Below are 16,359 nucleotides of genomic sequence, written 5' to 3' on the forward strand. Positions count from 1 at the left end.
ACGAACTCGGCCCGGTCGCATACAGGTTGGACGTAAACCCGCGAGTGGCTAGAGTGGCAGCCGACAACTTCGGTCCGATGCAAAGGGAAGACCCCGGGGGAGGCCCCCGACAATGGGCTTCCCCAGGGCATCCGATTCATGGGGGGTAGGTGCACAATGAGCGGCAAGCTGCGGCTTGAAGACGAAAAACTCGATTCCCTGATCCGGGACCTCGGGCACATGCACGACACGCTCGAGGCCAAGATCAACAGCCTTGCCAATGTCGTGCACTCGGTGCAGGGCGTCTGGAAGGGCGACGCCGCCCAGGCCTACCACGGCCTCCAGGAGCGCGTGAACCAGGACGTGCGCAAGCTGAAGCAGCTCCTGAACTTCACCAAGGAAGCGATGGAGGCGAGCAAGAAGGGCTTCACCCAGGAGGAGTCCGACCGCCTCAACAGCTTCAAGGGCATCGGCGAGGGCGGCGTCACGGGCGCCCTGGGAGCCTTCCACGTCTCCTAACAGCCCCTTTTCCTCAGCCGTAGGACCCGTCAGGAGAGACCACACATGGAGATCACGTACGCCGGCGTGACCGAGGCCGCCAACCAGGTGAAGTCCTCGGCCGACGCCATCCACTCCCAGCTGGAGTCGCTCGACGCCCGCGTCAAGGACGTCGTCAGCCACTGGGACGGTGAGACCCGCGAGGCCTTCCACGCCCGCCACCAGGGCTGGGACGCGAACGTCAAGGACATGCACCAGACGCTGCTGACCATCGCGTCCAAGCTGCACGAGGCCGTGTCCGGCTACAGCGCCAACGACCGCCGCCAGGCGGGCCGCTTCGGCGGCTGAGCCGCGCCGTTCGTCCCGTGGGTGCGGACGCGGCGTGGCCGCGCCGCACCCACATTTTTTGTTTGTTTAGGGGAGGTGCCTCACTCATGGGCTCAGCGGACCTGGACGCTCCCGACGACTCACTGCAGGGCTTCAAGAAGCGCGTGGACCGCCTGCTCCACGACCTCGACGCATCCGCCGCCTCGCACAAGCACATCAGCGACCAGAAGGTGCCGCAGGCCGCCTACGGAACTTTCGAGGAGGCCCAGCAGCTCTCGAAGGCCTACGACAAGGTGCACGCGCAGCTGGAACTGCTCTCGCGCATGCTCGGCGACCAGTTGGAGGCGATGGGCATCGCGGTGGACATGGCCGACCGCGACTACAAGGGCGTCGACCACGAACACGCCGCCCGCCTGGCGGCCATCCAGAAGCAGTCCGCCAAGGACTGGGAACAGCAGCAGAAGTGGGCCGCCGAGGCGAAGAGCAAGCGGCCGGAGGGGCAGAAGTACGGACCGTTCCCGCCGCCGGTCGGCACGGTCGGTCAGAAGTAGGACGGGGGGTAGCGCGAGATGTCCGCAGAGGGCGGACCTACGAGTTTCGACGGCATGTCCGCCGAGAGCATGTATGCCAGCATCATCGGCTCCAACGGCGCCGACATCGCGGCCAAGGGCGCGGCACTGACGAAGGCGAGTGGTGAAATCGAGAAGATCGGTAACGCTCTCAAGGCCCATGCCGGCCGGACCCACTGGGTCGGCGAGGGCGGCGACGCCTTCCGCGAATGGGGCGACGCCTTCGCCAAGCAGGTCATCAAGCTCGCGCATGTGGCCGGCGTCACCGGCGACCACATGGCCCGGGCCGGCGACAAGATCAAGGCCGCCGCCGAAACGATGCGCAAGGAAGCCCCGGCCGGCTCCCTGGGAATGTGCTTCGCGGACGCGGACAAGGAGAAGGCGCGCATCAAGGCGATGGACGAGTTGAAGGAGAAGGTTCTCCCTCAGCTGCGGTCGGCGGCTTCTGCTTGTCGGGTGGCTGCGAATGACATTGGGGGGTTGGAGGCGCCGGAGTTCCGGCCTATGCCGGCGGCTGCCGCTCAAGGAGGACGGGACGGCTGGCTGACGCCCGATGAGGCGTCGAGCGGCTCCGCCTCGGACGGGGCCGGTGGCGCTCAATCCGTGGGAGGCGCCGGCGCTTCGGGGGCCGGAGGCGGAAGCGGCAGTGACCAGCAGCCCTCGGGCGTGCGCCATTCGAATATGTCCCAGAGTCAGGCACACGTACCGATCCCCAGCAGTTCAGGGGAGAACACGGGTACCAACCCGACTCCTGCGCACGACACCACGACGGGTACAAGGGTCGACCACACCACCACGTACCCCCAGCCGCCTTCCCCGACCACGCCGTCGGGCCCCAGCACGACGCCGTCTCCAGCACCTTCGCACCACACTGGGCCGAGTCCTCTGCCTCCTGTACTGCCGCCGTCGTTTCCGTCGGCACCTCGCGGCACCGGACGGACCGGGCCGACTCCCGGCAGCCACGGCCAGGGCAGTGGCGTGGAATCTCATCCGGGCCTGCCCGGAACCGGGGGAGGACCGGCAGCCAAAGCGGCATCGGACGTATTGGTGGGGCAGGGAATGTAAAGGTTCCGCCGGTTCCCCGGGCCGACACCGGCGTCATCGGCGGCATGCCGTCAACGGGTCAGCAGGGGCCCGTATCCGGGAAGCCCGGCGCCAGGGGCACCGTCATCGGTGGTGAGCCCCAGCAGATGGGGCGTGGAATGATGGGCCCGGGTGGCGCACCGGGGGCCATGGGCTCAACTCCGGTCCGGGGCTTCGGCGGTGCCACGAGGCGTTTCGCTTCGGAACCCGGCGGCATCGTGAATGCGCCTTCGGGGTCACAGGGCAGTCGGCGTGAATTCACCCCGGGGGGCAGTGGCCTGGTGCGTGAACGTAATGCTGCGGCGGGCCCGTTGCAGGGCACCCAACGTAGTGCGTCCGAAAACCAGAAGCGTACGGACCGGCCTGGATACCTGACGGAGGATGAGGAAACCTGGAGCGCGGGCGGTCCGGACAACGTACCGCCGGTCATCCAGTAAAACCTCGGAGACGACATCGGATGGTGAGCAGAGAACACGTGAACAAGTCGACAACCAGAAGCAGTCGTGGCCGCCTCCTGGCCATCCTGCCAGTGCTCTGTTCTCTGCTCACCGCCGGTGGCGTTATGGCGTCGCCCGCCAGTGCCGACAGCATGCGGGAGCGCCAGTGGTACCTCGACACCATGCAGGCCGATCGCATCTGGCAGGTAACCGAGGGCAAGGGCGTCACCGTCGCGGTCATCGACAGTGGAGTCCGGTCAACACAGCCCGAGTTGCAAGGCAAGGTCCGCTCCGGAAAGAGCTTTGTCGGCCGGGGGGAACCTGGAGAGGAGCGGAAGGACTCCGACTCCCATGGCACGGCGATGGCGACTCTCATCGCAGGGAACGGCGCGGGAGGGCAGGGCGTCAAGGGGCTCGCTCCTGAAGCCGAAATCCTGCCTGTGAAGGCAGGAAATGGCGCGGGCAACCTGCCCATCATGGTGGCTGCGATTCGGTATGCGGCGGACACCAAGGCCCAGATCATCAACATCTCCATGGGCATCCAGGACTATGCGATGGATGACCGGCAGAAGCGTCAACTCCAGACGGCCGTGGATTACGCGCTGAAGCGGGGGAAGCTGATTTTCGCCGCCGCCGGAAACGAGGGCGACAAGGACAACTCCGCGTCCTATCCGGCAGCCACTCCGGGCGTGGTGAGCGTTGCCTCGGTGGATGCCGACTACAGAGTGGCCAAGTACTCGACTCACAACACCCGTGTCGTACTCGCCGCTCCGGGCGAGAACGTCCCCACCCCCTGCTGGAAGAGCAGCACCGGCTACTGCCGAGGCGGCGGCACCAGCCAAGCCACCGCCATCGCCAGCGCCAGCGCCGCCCTCATCTGGTCCATGCACCCCAAGTGGACCAACAACCAAGTCCTGCGCGTCCTGATGGACACCGCCGGCAAGCCGGCCGACGGCAGCCCCGTGCCCAGCCAGTACATCGGCTACGGCACGATCCGCCCCAGGATCCCCGTCCTGGAGAAGAAGGGCGACCCGGGCCCGCCCGACGTCAACCCGCTGGCGGAGGGCGCCAAGGCCTCCGACGGCAAGCCGGCGACCGCGAAGCCGGACCCGTCCTCCGAGGCGAAGAAGGCCGCCCACGCCAAGAAGGGCGGCGGCAGGGACGACAACCTCCCCTGGTTCATCGGCGGCGCGGCCGCCGTCGTGATCCCGGGCGCCGTCCTGGGAGCCCTGCTCGTCCGCCGGAGCAACAGGAGGAGAGCGGCGAAAAAGGCCGCGTCGTACGGCGCGCCGCCGCCCCCGCCGTACAGCCCCGGGCCGCCGCCTGCCGGCGCTCCGTGACCCACCGTCGGCCCCTGCCGCAGATTCCTCACGGAGGAGCGGCGGGGGCCGACGCGTTCCTACTGCGCCGCCTCGGACCCGGACTCGGACTCCGCCTCCGGCTCGACCTCGATGTCGAACTCCCCGTCCCGCACGCCCAAGACAAACGCATGCCACTCACTGGCCGTGTACCGCAGCACGACATCCGGTTCCTCGGAGTTGCGCATCGCCACGCCCCCGCCGGGCAGATAGGCGATCTCGACCCGCTCCTTCGTAGGGCTGTCGGGAGCACTCAGCCACTCGACACCCGAGATGTCCATGGCGTACAGAGCGTCCGTCTCTTCCTTGGTGGCCATATGAGGGATGTCCTTTCGGCACGGATGAGGAATCGCCGCGGCCAGGCTACCGATGAACGCGAACGCCCATGGCCGGCTTGGGAGAAGAAGCCGATCGAGAGCGCAGCCCACCATCAAGTCGCTTATGTCGGCTATTTCGGAGAGCTGTTGACCCAGGACGTGACGAGGCGGCCGCGCTTCGCTACGGAATTGAGCGACCGGCTTCCCCCTGCCTAGAGTCGTACCTCGCGTCACACTGACGCGTACTCAGCAGGGGGAGCGGGGAAGATGGGAGTCGTCCTTCCGGACAAACTGGCCTTCGTCCTGGACCTGATCGGCGTCAACTGGCCGAACGTCGACGAGGACGACTACCGCGACATGGCCACGGCGCTCCGCGGCTTCGCGGACGACGTCGACGCCGGCCGCGGCGACTCCAACGTCGCGCTCAACCGTCTCATCTCCACCAACCGCGGTGAGATGACGTCCGCGATCGAAGCGCACGTCAAGAAGCTGAACGGCAAGCACCTCCACAACCTCGCGGAGGGCGGCCGCCTGCTGGCCGGCGGCCTGGACGCGGCGGCGGTCGTCGTCGCGGGCGCCAAGGGCGCGGCCATCGTCCAACTCGGCATCCTGGCCGGCGAGGTGGCGGCGGCACAGGCCGCCGCCCCCGTCACCCTCGGCCTCTCCGAACTCGGCGCCCTCGGCGGCGTCGCCGTCACCCGCACCGTCGTCAAGCGCATCCTCAAGGAGGCCGCCGAGGCCGCCGCTCAGGAAGTCCTCTCCGTCGTCACGGGCCCGGTCTTCGCCGCCCTCGACTCGATGGCCACCGACCTCGTCGTCCAGGTCGTCTCCGACGGGCTCGGCGCCCAGGACGGCATCGACCTGAAGCAGACCCTCCAGGCGGGCAAGGACAACCTGAAGATCGCCAGCGCCGGCGGCGACGGCGGCCTGATCCTGGCGAGCGCCGGCGGCCCAGACGGCAGCAACGGCGACCTCGTCTTCGACGAGCACGAGCACAACACCTTCACGGGCGCCGTCCACGACCACCGCAAGCACCTGCACGAGAAGGGCGGCCAGCACCTCCACACCACCCGCCACCACTTCAACCGCACCCGCGGCCGCGGTTCCCTCGCCAAGGCGATCGAAGAAGTCGCCGAGAAGGCGATGAAGTCCCTCGACAAGGCGCAGACCGAACTGACGAAGCACCTCGACGACGTCGGCAAGGGCCTGGCCGAGGCGGGCAAGGGCCAGAAGAAGCACGACCAGCACGTCGAAGGCGGGATGAAGGGGGTCAAGCACCACGGCTCCGACCAGAGGCCGGCGGATGCGTCGGGTGGTGGCAGTGGAGGCAAGGGCGGCAGTGGTTCCGGAGGGTCCGGCCATGGCGGAAGGTCGTCGGGCGGAGGCGGTCAGGCCAAGCCACTGGATCCCCAGCCGAACTGGCACGGTTACACCGGCAATGAAACCCGGCATCATCGGGGCGACGCTTTGGACGTCTCGCACTTGAGCGCCGACCGGCAGCGCCACGAACTCGGCCGCGAAACGCGGCGACTCGCCGACAAGGCGGTGGAGAAGGTCGAGTGGCCCAAGGGCCAGGTGCCAACAGGCAAGTCCCGTATGCAGAGCGGCTGCGCGGGCGCACTGCTGCACAACGGAACGATTACTTCGCATACCAGTATGCAACAGAAGAAAATATCCAAGCAGCTCACCGGCGAGAAACGAGCCGAAGCCCAAGCGGCCCAGACTCCGCGTGCACACCCCGTGGTGGCGCAGATGTACGAGGACGTGAAGAATTCCGGTGTCGAATTGGGGTCCGGCCACGGGAAGTGCTCCGAAGTGGCACTGCTGTCGGACCGCTTGCACCAACTCGATCCGACAGGGCAGTCGATCAGGACGGTCGAAGACGCCAGGAAGGTCTTGTCAGGGGCGGTGATCGATACGCGGGCAATCGGCACACAGGTCGATCCCGATACGGGGGCGATCATTGAGCACGGACAGCATCAACCGGCGTGCAAATCGTGCAGGCACGTCTTCCCAAGTTGGGTATCGTGACCCATCGCTAGATCAAGGAAGGAGGTCGGGGATATGCCCCCTTATCTTACTCGTGAGGAAGTCGAACGCCGATTGACGGCCGCAGGTTGGGAACCTGGGCGTGAAAAGGGTGATGAGGCGACCGCAGTCATGGAACAGGCTGTCTCCTCGCTTGCCGAGATGGGGTGTTCGGTGACTCCCTTCCCGGCGGCAGTCGATTTCGTGACGGAGTTCGTCGGGCTGCGGGTTCCGTTCCCGGGCCACGACGCGGACAAGGAGTATGTGACCTTCACGGTCAGATACTTCGAGGAATCATTCGCGGACTCGATTTCCGAACTGGCCGACTGGGTGGAGCAGCCCCTGTTCCCCGTGGCCTACGTCAACAACGACCGGGCTCTGGCTCTCGTGGATCCGCAGGACAGATATTTCCTGACTCATTGGTCGGGCGACTACTACCTGGGTAAGGGGCGGTACGAAGCCCTCGCCTGCCTGATGACCGGCCGCCATTACGATCTCGAGGAAGTCGATGTCTGACACCGTTCCCGGCGTAGCCGCCAGCCTGCTCGTCCAGGGCAAGATCTTCAGCATGACCAACCTGACCGGTGAGGGAACTCCCGACCTCCACCCGGCAGTTCGCGAATTCTTCGACACCCTCCCCACGGACCTGCGCGAGCCCTTCCTCGGCTATTGCGCCGAATCTGCCCTGGTCTCCGACCAGTTGTGGGGTCTGGACGAAGGCCGCACCGACGGCCGCTGGACCACGCTCGACGAAGCGGCCCCCCACTTCGCCCGCTCCGTGATGATGTCCGTCAAGATCCGTGAGCAGGGCGATCCCGAGCACGGCGAGAGCACGCTCCCGTGCCGTTCCTGCACGGCCCTCCTCAACCGGCTGGGAGTGGAGATCGCGGACTCGTGACCGTGAGCACGACGGGCCGGGGCGCGCTGCGTGCGGCGGGCTGGCGGCCCGGCAGGGATACGGGGGACGACGCCCTGCGCGGCATGCTGGTCGCCGTCGGGACGGCCGCTCCGAACGGCGACAGGCCGTGGGAGCCGTTCCCCGCCGCCGAACGCGCCCTGCGCGAATTCCACGGCCTGACAGTCCCTCCCGCTGCCGCGGGCGCGGAGGTCGCCGCGACAGGCAGTACCGTCAATCCCGCAGAGGCCCGCTTCGCTCCACGCATTGCGACGTCGTTCGGGAAAGCCATCGGCCAACGCCTCTTCCCTTTCGGCCGCACCGACGCCGACGCCCTTCTCTTCATTGATGAAAAGGGCAGGCTCTTCGCCGTGGACCACGGCGGCTGGTGGCTGCTCGGAGCGTCCGCCGAGGAAGGGCTGACAGCGCTTGCGGAGGGCCGAGCACCCCGGCGCATCGCACCCCGCACCCAACACTGGCAACTGCCCCGTCACCCGGACGAGGACGCAGTGACGGACCTGGTCAAAACAGCCATGGTTCCCGTCTATGTCCTGCACCACCATGGCCTGCTCACGGCCCGCTCCGTCCGCTTCCGCGTCGTGGGCCTCCGCGGCCACGGCTCCGTCCGCCTGGACGACGAGTTCCCCCTTGCCCCGGGTTCGCTCGACGCCGGCGCGGCGAGGCTGATCGACGACATCCGCCGGGCCTTGGGTCCGACTCCCTTGGTTTCCGCTGAGGCGTCTGTCGAACTGTGCCCTGTCGCTACGGGCGTTACCTGCTCGATTTCCTCAGGCCGTCAGGGCGACCAAGGGATCGGCATTCGCCTGACAGCAGACACTCGGATCGTCCTGGAGTCGGAGGACAAACTTGCCGCCGCAGCAGCAGAGTTCTCGTCCTACGAGAGTCGGCGCGCAGCTCTGCCGAGCCCGCTGGCTGAAGGCCTGCGCTGACGAGAGGACGATGCCCGAGCCGTCAGCTGAACCGGACTCTCCCACGCGGGCAGGGATGGTGAGCCGTGGGTGAAGAGATGGACGCAACGAAGCCCGACATCGGCGAGCAGAACGCCGCATCTGCAGAACCTGGCTGAGCGCAGCCGTCTCCCGACTGGGTCCGACGGCCCGGCCCTTGGGTGATATTCAGGCGGACTACCTTGCAGCAGACCGAAGGTGGAGCTTGCCATGGGGCTGGAAGTGTCGAAGGTGCCCATCGAGGCATGGCTCGTAGAGCAGGGATGGGTTCCCGGTAGGGACATCGGCAAGCGCGCACAGGCGCTCATCGGGGAACGAGTGGCTGTGCGCGCCCGGCAAGGGTGGCCGCTGCGGCCATTGGCGTCGGCCACGCGCTTCGTCCGCTCGTTCGGTCTCCTCGAACTCCAGTATCCTGATGCGCCCGAGATCCGATGGATCGTCGACCCGGCCTTTGGTTACGGGGGCGATGCGGCCGAGTTCGCCGAATTCGCGACAGATCTGGGGCACCCCTTGTTTCCGGTTGACGGCGAGACGTCCGAAGGAGGAGTCGTGCTGATGGACGATCTGGGGCGCTGTTTCTATCAGCACTGGAGCGGGCGGTACTTCCTGGGGGACGACCACCTCGCGGCTTTCGCCAGCGGCTACGGGGCACCCTCCTGCAGGATGCGGAGGACTTCTACGTCTGACTGGAGCCCTGACGTATCCACCGCGCCGGGTCGGCCTTCCCCTCGGGCCGTTCTGGTCTGAGTGAAGGCCGAAGCGACTCCCTTCGCCCCCTCCGTGATGAGGTCGGTCACGATGCGCGAGCATGGCGACCAAAGAACGGGGTCTCGTGACGGCCCATGGTTGCCACCGGCACCGCCCTTGCCGAGAGCCCACAGGCTCTCTGCCCATACGAGCCGATGGGCCGTACCGACAGGGACTGCGAACCGCCCACCCACCCGCGCTACCGCCCGGAGCAGCGCCGACGGTAAACCGGTTGAGCCGCCGATCGCACGTGCACGACGCTGGACCACGAAGACGCACACCACTGCCTCAACGCCCGGCCGAGGAAGCGAGACCTGAGCCCATGAAGTTCCTGATGTCCGCGGATGACGTCTACGCCCGGCTGCGGGCGGCCGGTTGGGCCCCGGGGCGTGATCAGGGAGACGAAGCCGTCGCTTTCGCCGACGACGTCGCCACCCGCCTGGCTTCCTTCGGCTACGAGGTGAAACCATTCCAGAGGGCCGTGGACTTCGTGCGTGAATTCGCTTTCCTCAGTGTGCGAATGTTCAGCAAGGGCCCGGACGAGAAGCGTCGGATCTGGTTCGACGTCCGCGACTACGACGAAGTCGATGCGGAGGCGTTCGCCGAACTGTCCGAGTGGCTGGAGCAGCCGCTCTTTCCCGTTGCCCGGGGCGGCGAAGGCCAGATCGCGTTGATGGACGCTTGCGGAAGGTTCTTCATGACCCACTGGAGCGGCGATTACTACCTGGGGGAGAACTACTACGAGGTATTCGCCTGTCTTCTCAGGAATGAAAAGGTATGCGACTGCGTCCTCCGGGACGACATCCCCGACGTCGTAGGAATCGGCTGGCCCGACGCCGCGTGAACCCCATGCCTCACACCCTCCCGCCCCACGTCCACACCTGGCTCACCGCCCACGGCTGGCACCCCGCCCGCGATATCGGCCGCGCCGCGACCGACGCCATCGCAGACCGTAAACGGCAACTGGAGGGCCAGGTCTACCCGTTCACTTACGAACCGCCCGCCACCATCGAGCCCTTCCTCCGCAGCTACGGCCTCCTGGAACTGCCCCACCCCGGCGCGCCGGAAGTCCTGTTCTGCCTGGACCCGCGGATCGCTTACCCGCACGACGGGGAGGAGATCGGCGAGCTCGCGGAGAATCTCGGGGTGGCCGTCTTCCCCGTGGGATACATCACGGAGGAGGGCAGCGTCCTCGTCATGGACGCGCTCGGGCGGGTTTTCGAGCTGCACCACACCGGCGCGTACTTCCGGGGAGCCGACGTCGCCGAGGCGTTCGCCTCGCTGTGCGGCAGTGAGGTGCCGGCCGACGCGGAGGAGTACTACCGCGTCGGCCGCCGCCCCACATGGACCCGCAGGAAGGCGCCTACTCCGCCGGCACCCACCCCGTCTGCACCAGTGAAGCCCCGCCCTTCCGGGACACGAACAAGCCCCGCCCCGCCGGCAGCGGGCGGGCCTTGACGTTGCCGAGGAGCTCGCCCTCGTTCGGGTTGCCGGACAACACGACGCCCTGGGCGCCGAGTTCCTTGAAGCGCTGGATGAACTGCTCGTAGGCGGAGCGGCCGGCGCCGGCGCTGTTGCGGGCGATGATGATGTTGACGCCGGCGTCGCGGGCGTAGGGGAGGTTGTCCACGAGCTGGGCCATGGGGTTGCCGGAGGAGGTGGCGACGAGGTCGTAGTCGTCGACGACGATGAAGGCGCGCGGGCCCTTCCACCAGCTGCGGTCGCGGAGCTGCTGCGGCGTTACGTCCGTGCCGGGGATGCGGCTGCTGATGAGGGTGTTCATGTCCGTCAGGTACTGGTCGAACGCGTTGTGCGTGGTGGAGTAGCCGACCAGGTACGGCTCGGGGACGCACTCCAGCAGGCTGCGCCGGTAGTCGCCGACGCAGAAGAGGGCCTCCTGGGGGGTGTAGCGCTCGGTGAGCTGCTTGATGAGCAGACGCAGCAGCGCCGTCTTGCCGGACTCGCTCTCGCCGTAGACGGCGAAGAACGGATCGGTGTCGAAGTTGACGAAGACCGGCGCGAGGTTCATCTCGTCGAGGCCGATGGCGACACCGCGCTCGGGGTGGGCGTGGCCGTCGGGGAGTTCGCGGACGGAGAGCAGGCGCGGGAGCATGCGGACCTGCGGGGCGTGCGGGCCCGGCCACGCGTCGCTTGCCGCCTTGACGAAGTCGGCGGTCGCGTCGGAGAGGTCGTCCCCGCCGCCCGAACCGCCGTCGACGCGCGGCAGGCCGGCGAGGAAGTGCAGCTTCTCCGCGGTGATGCCGCGCCCGGGCACGCCCACCGGCACGTTGACCGCGATCTTGCGGTCGAGCTCGGAGTCGAGCGGGTCGCCGAGCCGCAGCTCCAGCCGGCTGAGGAACTGGTCCTTGAGGGCGGCCCGCATCTCCATGTAGCGGGAGACCGTCACCACCAGGTGGACGCCGAGGCCCAGACCGCGGGTCGTGATGTCCGCGATGTAGGGCTCCAGCATCTCGTAGTCCGTCTTGAACGTCTGCCAGCCGTCGATGACGAGGAAGACGTCGCCCCAGGGCTCGTCGGGCAGCCGCCCGGCCGCGCGGAGCCGGCGGTAGGTGGCGATGGAGTCGATGTTGTGGTCGCGGAAGAACTCCTCGCGCCGGTTGAGGATGCCCGTCACCTCGGCGACCGTGCGGCGCACCTTCTCCGGGTCGAGACGGGAGGCGACGCCGCCGACGTGCGGTAGCCCCTCCATGGCGCTCAGCCCGCCCCCGCCGAAGTCCAGCCCGTAGAACTGCACCTCGTGCGGGGTGTGGGTGAGGGCGAAGCCGCCGATGAGGGTGCGCAGCAGCGTGGACTTGCCGGACCGCGGGCCGCCGACGATCAGCATGTGCCCGGCGGCGCCGGAGAAGTCGCGGACGAGGACGTCGCGGCGCTGCTCGAACGGCTTGTCCAGCAGGCCCAGCGGCACCCGCAGCCCGCCGCTCGCCGCCGGGTCCGGGCAGTGCAGCCCGCGGTCGGGGGAGACGGTGAGCCGGGGGACGAGCTGGTCGAGGGCGGGGGCCTTGGTCAGCGGGGGCAGCCACACCTGGTGGGCGGCGGGCCCCTGGCCCTCCAGCCGCCGCACGATGACGTCGAGGACGGTGTCGGCGAGCGCGTCGTCGTCGGACCGCGCGGGCGTCCAGTGGTAGTCGGGGGCGGGCGCCTGGTACCGCACCGGCACCGGGGCCGCGGTGAAGAGCACGGGACGGCGGTCGGTGGGCAGCGGACCGCCGGGGGTCAGCGTGCCGGCGCCGTCCCGGTACGTGCCGGAGACGTAGGCGGCCTTGAAGCGCACCATCTCGTCGGTGCCGAACTTCAGGTAGCCGGAGCCGGGGACGGACGGCAGGTGGTACGCGTCCGGCACGCCCAGCGCCGTGCGCGACTCGGCGGCGGAGAAGGTGCGCAGACCGATGCGGTACGAGAGGTAGGTGTCCAGGCCGCGCAGCCGGCCCTCCTCCAGGCGCTGCGAGGCCAGCAGCAGGTGGACGCCGAGCGACCGGCCGATGCGGCCGATCTGGATGAACATGTCGATGAAGTCCGGCTTGGCCGTGAGGAGTTCGCTGAACTCGTCGATGACCAGGACCAGCGAGGCCAGCGGCTCCAGCGGCGCCCCGGCGGCGCGCGCCTTCTCGTAGTCGTTGAGGTTGGCGTAGTTGCCCGCGGCGCGCAGCAGCTCCTGGCGCCGCTGGAGCTCACCGGTGATGGAGTCGCGCATGCGGTCCACGAGGGTGAGGTCGTCGGCGAGGTTGGTGATGACCGCGGCGACGTGCGGCAGTTCGGCCATGCCGGAGAAGGTGGCACCGCCCTTGAAGTCCGCGAGGACGAAGTTGAGGTTCTCGGAGGAGTGCGTGACCGCCAGGCCCAGGACCAGGGTGCGCAGCAGCTCGGACTTGCCGGAGCCGGTCGCGCCGACGCACAGGCCGTGCGGGCCCATGCCGTCCTCCGCCGCCTCCTTGAGGTCGAGCATGACGGGGGTGCCGTCCTCGCCGACGCCGATGGGCACGCGCAGCCGCTCGGCCCGCGAGCGCGGCCGCCAGGTGGTGGCGGTCTCCACGGAGGCGGCGTCGCCCAGCCCCAGCAGGTCGGTGAAGTCCAGGTTGGCGAGGAGGGGTTCCTCGTCGTCCGTGCCGGCGCCCAGGCACAGCGGGGCGAGCTGCCGGCCGAGCGCCTCGGCGGCGGGGACGGAGAGGTGGTCGGGGACGCCGAGGTAGGTGGCGGTCGCCGACTCCAGGCGCAGCCGTCCCGGGCGGACCGTGGCGGACAGGCCGCCGCGCGGCTCGTCCTCCTCACCGGGGGCGATCTCCAGGACGGTCACGCCCTGGAGCCCCTCGGCGGAGGCCAGCAGCGAATCCGGCGGGACGAGGCCGCCGTCGAGCACGACCACGACGTGCGGCTGGTCCAGCAGCGGCTGGCTGTCGCGGCCGAACCGGGGGCGGCCCTCCAGCCGCTTGCCCAGCAGCTCCTCCACCTCGGGCAGGTCGTCGCCGAACAGCCGCTTGGTGCCGGCGCCGTCGGCCGTCCCCGGCGCCTGGGTGTGCGGCAGCCACTTGGTCCAGTCCCACTCGGGCGTCACGTCCTTGGCCGCGACGACGGCGATCACCAGGTCGTCGGGGGAGTGCAGCGCGGCGAGGCCGGCCACCATCGAACGGGCCGCGCCGCGCACGGAGTCGGCCTCGCCGGACATCACCACGTGGTAGAAGGCGCGCAGCGACACCGCGACCGGCAGCCCGTCCAGCGAGCCGTGCGTCGCCAGGAACTGCTGCATGGCGCCCGCCGCCAGCGGCTCCAGCTCGTCCACCGGCGCCGTGGTCGGCGCCACCAGCGGCGTCCACAGCTGCTGCGGACCGAGGCCCACGCGGACCTGCCCGAAGTCCTTGTCCGATATGCGGCGTTCCCACAGGCGGCTGCGCTCGGCGACCAGCGCCCACAACTGGTCCGGACCGGGGTGCAGGTAGAACTGGGCGTCACGCTGGGCCGCGGCCGTGCGCCGCACCTTGCGCCGCGTCTGGGCCAGGTACTTGAGGTAGTCGCGGCGGCCGTCGGCGGCCGCGCCCTGCGTGCCCTTGCGGTAGCGGACGAGCTGGGCGACGGCCATCGCGACCGTCGACGCCAGCATCATCACGCCCATGATCTTCATGAAGGGCTGGGTGCCCGGCATGAAGAAGAAGACGACGGACGAGCCCATGCCGAGCATCGGCAGGAGCTGCATCGCCATGCCCTCCTGCTGCCCGCGGGGCAGTTCGGGAGGGGACTCGAGCTGCAGCTGCTCCGCCTCGGGCTCGGGTGGCACGACCCGGGGCGGGCGTTTGACGACGATCTGACTCACCGGCGTAATCAATCCCTCGGTACGGCTGGGCAGCTGAGGACCGGCGCCCCCCGTAGTGGTGGCCGCTCTCCGCGCGAACGATGATCCTACGTGCCACTGACAACGGGGGCGGCGGGTATCGTGCCGTCCCGTCGCCACCGGGCCGCGCGACCGCGACGGCCCGGACGCGACGGAGCGAACAGCAGGCAACGAGGGGGCCCCTTAGGTGAGTTCGACCACAACGACCGGTTTCTGCCGAGTGACGGTCGTCGCGCCCGACAGCCGCATTGACGTGGCCCTCCCCGACGACGTCGCCGTCGCCGACCTCCTCCCCGAGGTCCTGCGGCTGAGCGGCCACGCCCCACAGGGCACCACCCCGCCCGGCTACCACCTCGTCGCCACCGACGGCACCGTCCTGGAGCCGGCGCGTTCGCTCGCCGCCCAGCGCGTGCTCGACGGCGCGCTGCTGCGCCTGCGCCCGTTCACCGAGTCGCTGCCGCCCGCCGTGTACGACGACGTGGCCGACGCCGTCGCGTCGGCCGTCGCCCGCGACCGCACCCTGTGGAACGAGCGGCTGCTGCGCGCCTCGGGCCTCTTCGGCGGCGCGCTGCTGCTGGTGCTGCTGGGCTTCGTCCTCTGGTTCGCCGACCCGGTCCGGCACGACATGCACGGCCTGCCGGGCATCATCGCGGCGTCGGTCGGCGTCCTGCTGACCGCGCTGGCGGGCGTGCGCGCCCGGGTCTACGACGACCGGGCGTCCGCCGTCGCCATGGGCCTGGCCGCCCTGCCGCACCTGATGATCGCGGGCTCCGGGCTGCTCGCCCTGCCGGCCGGCGAGGGCGTGGGCCGGCTCCAGTTCCTCCTCGGGTGCGTCACCGTCCTCGTCGCCTCGGTCGCCCTGGCGGCCGTCGTGCCGAGCGGGGACGCGCCGTTCGTCGCCGCGGTCTTCGCCTCGGCCGTCGGCACCGTCGCCACGTTCGTCGCGATCCTCACCGGGGCGAGTCCCACCGACACCGCGGCCGTCTGCGCGGTCGTCGCCATCGGCGCCATCGCCTTCCTGCCGGGCCTGTCGGCCCGTGTCGCCCGGCTGCCCATCGGCTACGCCGCCCCGCGCTCCGCCGCGGCGGACGACCCGGAGCGGGAGCCGGGCGGCCCGGCCGGCGAGCCGGTGGACGCGGACCGCGTCGCGGCCCAGGCCCGGCGCGGCCACGAGATGCTGCTCGGCCTGGTCGGCGGCAGCTCGGCCGTCGTGGTGGGCGCGGCCGCCGTGCTCGGCTTCTCCGACGACATGTGGGCCCAGCTGCTGGCCCTGGCGGCCGGCGTCGCGATGCTGCTGCGCGCCCGCCTCTTCCGCTACACCGCCCAGGTGGCGGCGGTCCTCGGGGCGGGCCTCGCGGCGCTGGCGCTGCTGGTGCTCGGGCTGTCCCTCAACCCGCCGGCCGGGGCGCTGCGGTCCATGCTGGAGGGCGACCGCGGCCCGCTCGACGTCCACACCGTCTGGCTCGCCGCGGCCGTCGCCGCCGGTGCCGCGCTGGTCGTCGCCGTCGCGCTGATCGTCCCGAAGAAGGGGCTCTCGCCCTTCTGGGGCCGGCTGTCCGACCTGGCGGAGAGCGCGTTCCTGCTGGCCCTCGTCCCGCTGTGCCTGGCCGTCCTCGACGTGTACTCCGCGGCCCGGAGCATGACCAGTGGGTGAGGCCGCGCCGCGCGGCTGGTACTCTGTGTGACGGCCGTATGTGTACGCGCCTCCGGACCGCCCTCCGCGGCGTCTGGGGACAGCGCCCAGCGGACCCCGCCTCCCGAGTAACGGAAGCTCCCCTGAGACCAAGACCAGGGGCACTCGGTGGCCAAACG

Annotated in this window: 15 protein-coding genes; 13 read left to right on the forward strand and 2 right to left on the reverse strand. The window is 69.5% G+C overall.

Annotation, left to right across the window (positions count from 1 at the left end; all coding sequences use genetic code 11):
• Window positions 1-156: 156 nt before the first annotated feature.
• The 5 genes from AC230_RS18920 to mycP all read left to right on the forward strand — a co-directional run bounded on the left by AC230_RS18920 (window position 157) and on the right by mycP (window position 4,233).
• Entirely contained in the window at window positions 157-498 is a 342-nt protein-coding gene (locus tag AC230_RS18920) for a WXG100 family type VII secretion target (protein WP_049717448.1), read from the forward strand.
• Between the two features lie 45 nt (window positions 499-543).
• Window positions 544-825: a WXG100 family type VII secretion target gene (locus tag AC230_RS18925; protein WP_049717449.1), complete on the forward strand. Its 282-nt coding sequence runs from the start codon at window positions 544-546 to the stop codon at window positions 823-825.
• Window positions 826-911: 86 nt separating this feature from the next.
• Entirely contained in the window at window positions 912-1,355 is a 444-nt protein-coding gene (locus AC230_RS18930) for a hypothetical protein (RefSeq protein WP_053161250.1), read from the forward strand.
• An 18-nt stretch (window positions 1,356-1,373) separates the two neighbouring features.
• Window positions 1,374-2,438, forward strand: coding sequence for a hypothetical protein (locus tag AC230_RS32640; RefSeq protein ID WP_157868602.1), 1,065 nt, complete (start codon window positions 1,374-1,376; stop codon window positions 2,436-2,438).
• Window positions 2,439-2,931: 493 nt separating this feature from the next.
• Window positions 2,932-4,233: a type VII secretion-associated serine protease mycosin gene (mycP, locus tag AC230_RS18940; protein WP_241833276.1), complete on the forward strand. Its 1,302-nt coding sequence runs from the start codon at window positions 2,932-2,934 to the stop codon at window positions 4,231-4,233.
• 59 nt (window positions 4,234-4,292) lie between these two features.
• Here mycP and AC230_RS18945 read toward each other — a convergent pair whose 3' ends face one another.
• Complete coding sequence (locus tag AC230_RS18945) at window positions 4,293-4,568, reverse strand: DUF397 domain-containing protein (protein WP_049717451.1); 276 nt, start codon at window positions 4,566-4,568, stop codon at window positions 4,293-4,295.
• A gap of 267 nt (window positions 4,569-4,835) precedes the next feature.
• Between AC230_RS18945 and AC230_RS30380 the strand changes: the two genes are divergently transcribed.
• The 7 genes from AC230_RS30380 to AC230_RS18980 all read left to right on the forward strand — a co-directional run bounded on the left by AC230_RS30380 (window position 4,836) and on the right by AC230_RS18980 (window position 10,664).
• A complete protein-coding gene (locus AC230_RS30380) occupies window positions 4,836-6,599 on the forward strand; it encodes a WXG100-like domain-containing protein (RefSeq protein ID WP_053161251.1) in 1,764 nt (587 codons plus the stop codon).
• A gap of 33 nt (window positions 6,600-6,632) precedes the next feature.
• Window positions 6,633-7,112, forward strand: coding sequence for an SUKH-3 domain-containing protein (locus AC230_RS18955; protein ID WP_078871369.1), 480 nt, complete (start codon window positions 6,633-6,635; stop codon window positions 7,110-7,112).
• A complete protein-coding gene (locus AC230_RS18960) occupies window positions 7,105-7,494 on the forward strand; it encodes a YwqJ-related putative deaminase (protein WP_049717453.1) in 390 nt (129 codons plus the stop codon). The genes AC230_RS18955 and AC230_RS18960 overlap by 8 nt, the downstream gene beginning before the upstream one ends.
• Window positions 7,491-8,441: an SUKH-3 domain-containing protein gene (locus tag AC230_RS18965; protein ID WP_053161253.1), complete on the forward strand. Its 951-nt coding sequence runs from the start codon at window positions 7,491-7,493 to the stop codon at window positions 8,439-8,441. The genes AC230_RS18960 and AC230_RS18965 overlap by 4 nt, the downstream gene beginning before the upstream one ends.
• 228 nt (window positions 8,442-8,669) lie before the next feature.
• A complete protein-coding gene (locus tag AC230_RS18970; RefSeq protein ID WP_049717454.1) occupies window positions 8,670-9,206 on the forward strand; it encodes an SUKH-3 domain-containing protein in 537 nt (178 codons plus the stop codon).
• A gap of 322 nt (window positions 9,207-9,528) precedes the next feature.
• The gene (locus AC230_RS18975) at window positions 9,529-10,050 is read left to right on the forward strand and encodes an SUKH-3 domain-containing protein (protein WP_049717455.1); all 522 of its coding nucleotides are present in this window, start codon (window positions 9,529-9,531) and stop codon (window positions 10,048-10,050) included.
• A 5-nt stretch (window positions 10,051-10,055) separates the two neighbouring features.
• Window positions 10,056-10,664 carry an SUKH-3 domain-containing protein gene (locus AC230_RS18980; protein ID WP_049717456.1) on the forward strand — a complete coding sequence of 203 codons (609 nt, stop codon included), beginning with the start codon at window positions 10,056-10,058 and terminating at the stop codon, window positions 10,662-10,664.
• Here the strand turns inward: AC230_RS18980 and eccCa are convergent.
• Window positions 10,570-14,529: a type VII secretion protein EccCa gene (gene eccCa / locus AC230_RS18985; protein WP_049717457.1), complete on the reverse strand. Its 3,960-nt coding sequence runs from the start codon at window positions 14,527-14,529 to the stop codon at window positions 10,570-10,572. The genes AC230_RS18980 and eccCa overlap by 95 nt on opposite strands.
• Before the next feature lie 205 nt (window positions 14,530-14,734).
• On the opposite strand from eccCa, the gene eccD reads away from it, so the two are divergent.
• Window positions 14,735-16,201, forward strand: a complete 1,467-nt coding sequence (gene eccD, locus AC230_RS18990) for a type VII secretion integral membrane protein EccD (RefSeq protein ID WP_049717458.1) — start codon at window positions 14,735-14,737, stop codon at window positions 16,199-16,201.
• Window positions 16,202-16,359: the final 158 nt, after the last annotated feature.

It is taken from the genome of Streptomyces caatingaensis (assembly GCF_001187435.1).
In the GTDB taxonomy this organism is placed as follows: domain Bacteria; phylum Actinomycetota; class Actinomycetes; order Streptomycetales; family Streptomycetaceae; genus Streptomyces; species Streptomyces caatingaensis.

What these genes read in the sequence shown, in the direction of transcription:
- AC230_RS18925 (WP_049717449.1), top strand. Translation starts at nt 544, where the DNA reads ATGGAGATCACGTACGCCGGCGTGACCGAGGCCGCCAACCAGGTGAAG.
- AC230_RS32640 (WP_157868602.1), top strand. Translation starts at nt 1,374, where the DNA reads ATGTCCGCAGAGGGCGGACCTACGAGTTTCGACGGCATGTCCGCCGAG.
- AC230_RS18920 (WP_049717448.1), top strand. Translation starts at nt 157, where the DNA reads ATGAGCGGCAAGCTGCGGCTTGAAGACGAAAAACTCGATTCCCTGATC.
- AC230_RS30380 (WP_053161251.1), top strand. Translation starts at nt 4,836, where the DNA reads ATGGGAGTCGTCCTTCCGGACAAACTGGCCTTCGTCCTGGACCTGATC.
- AC230_RS18930 (WP_053161250.1), top strand. Translation starts at nt 912, where the DNA reads ATGGGCTCAGCGGACCTGGACGCTCCCGACGACTCACTGCAGGGCTTC.
- AC230_RS18960 (WP_049717453.1), top strand. Translation starts at nt 7,105, where the DNA reads ATGTCTGACACCGTTCCCGGCGTAGCCGCCAGCCTGCTCGTCCAGGGC.
- AC230_RS18945 (WP_049717451.1), bottom strand. Translation starts at nt 4,568, where the DNA reads ATGGCCACCAAGGAAGAGACGGACGCTCTGTACGCCATGGACATCTCG.
- AC230_RS18955 (WP_078871369.1), top strand. Translation starts at nt 6,633, where the DNA reads ATGCCCCCTTATCTTACTCGTGAGGAAGTCGAACGCCGATTGACGGCC.
- AC230_RS18975 (WP_049717455.1), top strand. Translation starts at nt 9,529, where the DNA reads ATGAAGTTCCTGATGTCCGCGGATGACGTCTACGCCCGGCTGCGGGCG.
- AC230_RS18970 (WP_049717454.1), top strand. Translation starts at nt 8,670, where the DNA reads ATGGGGCTGGAAGTGTCGAAGGTGCCCATCGAGGCATGGCTCGTAGAG.
- AC230_RS18980 (WP_049717456.1), top strand. Translation starts at nt 10,056, where the DNA reads ATGCCTCACACCCTCCCGCCCCACGTCCACACCTGGCTCACCGCCCAC.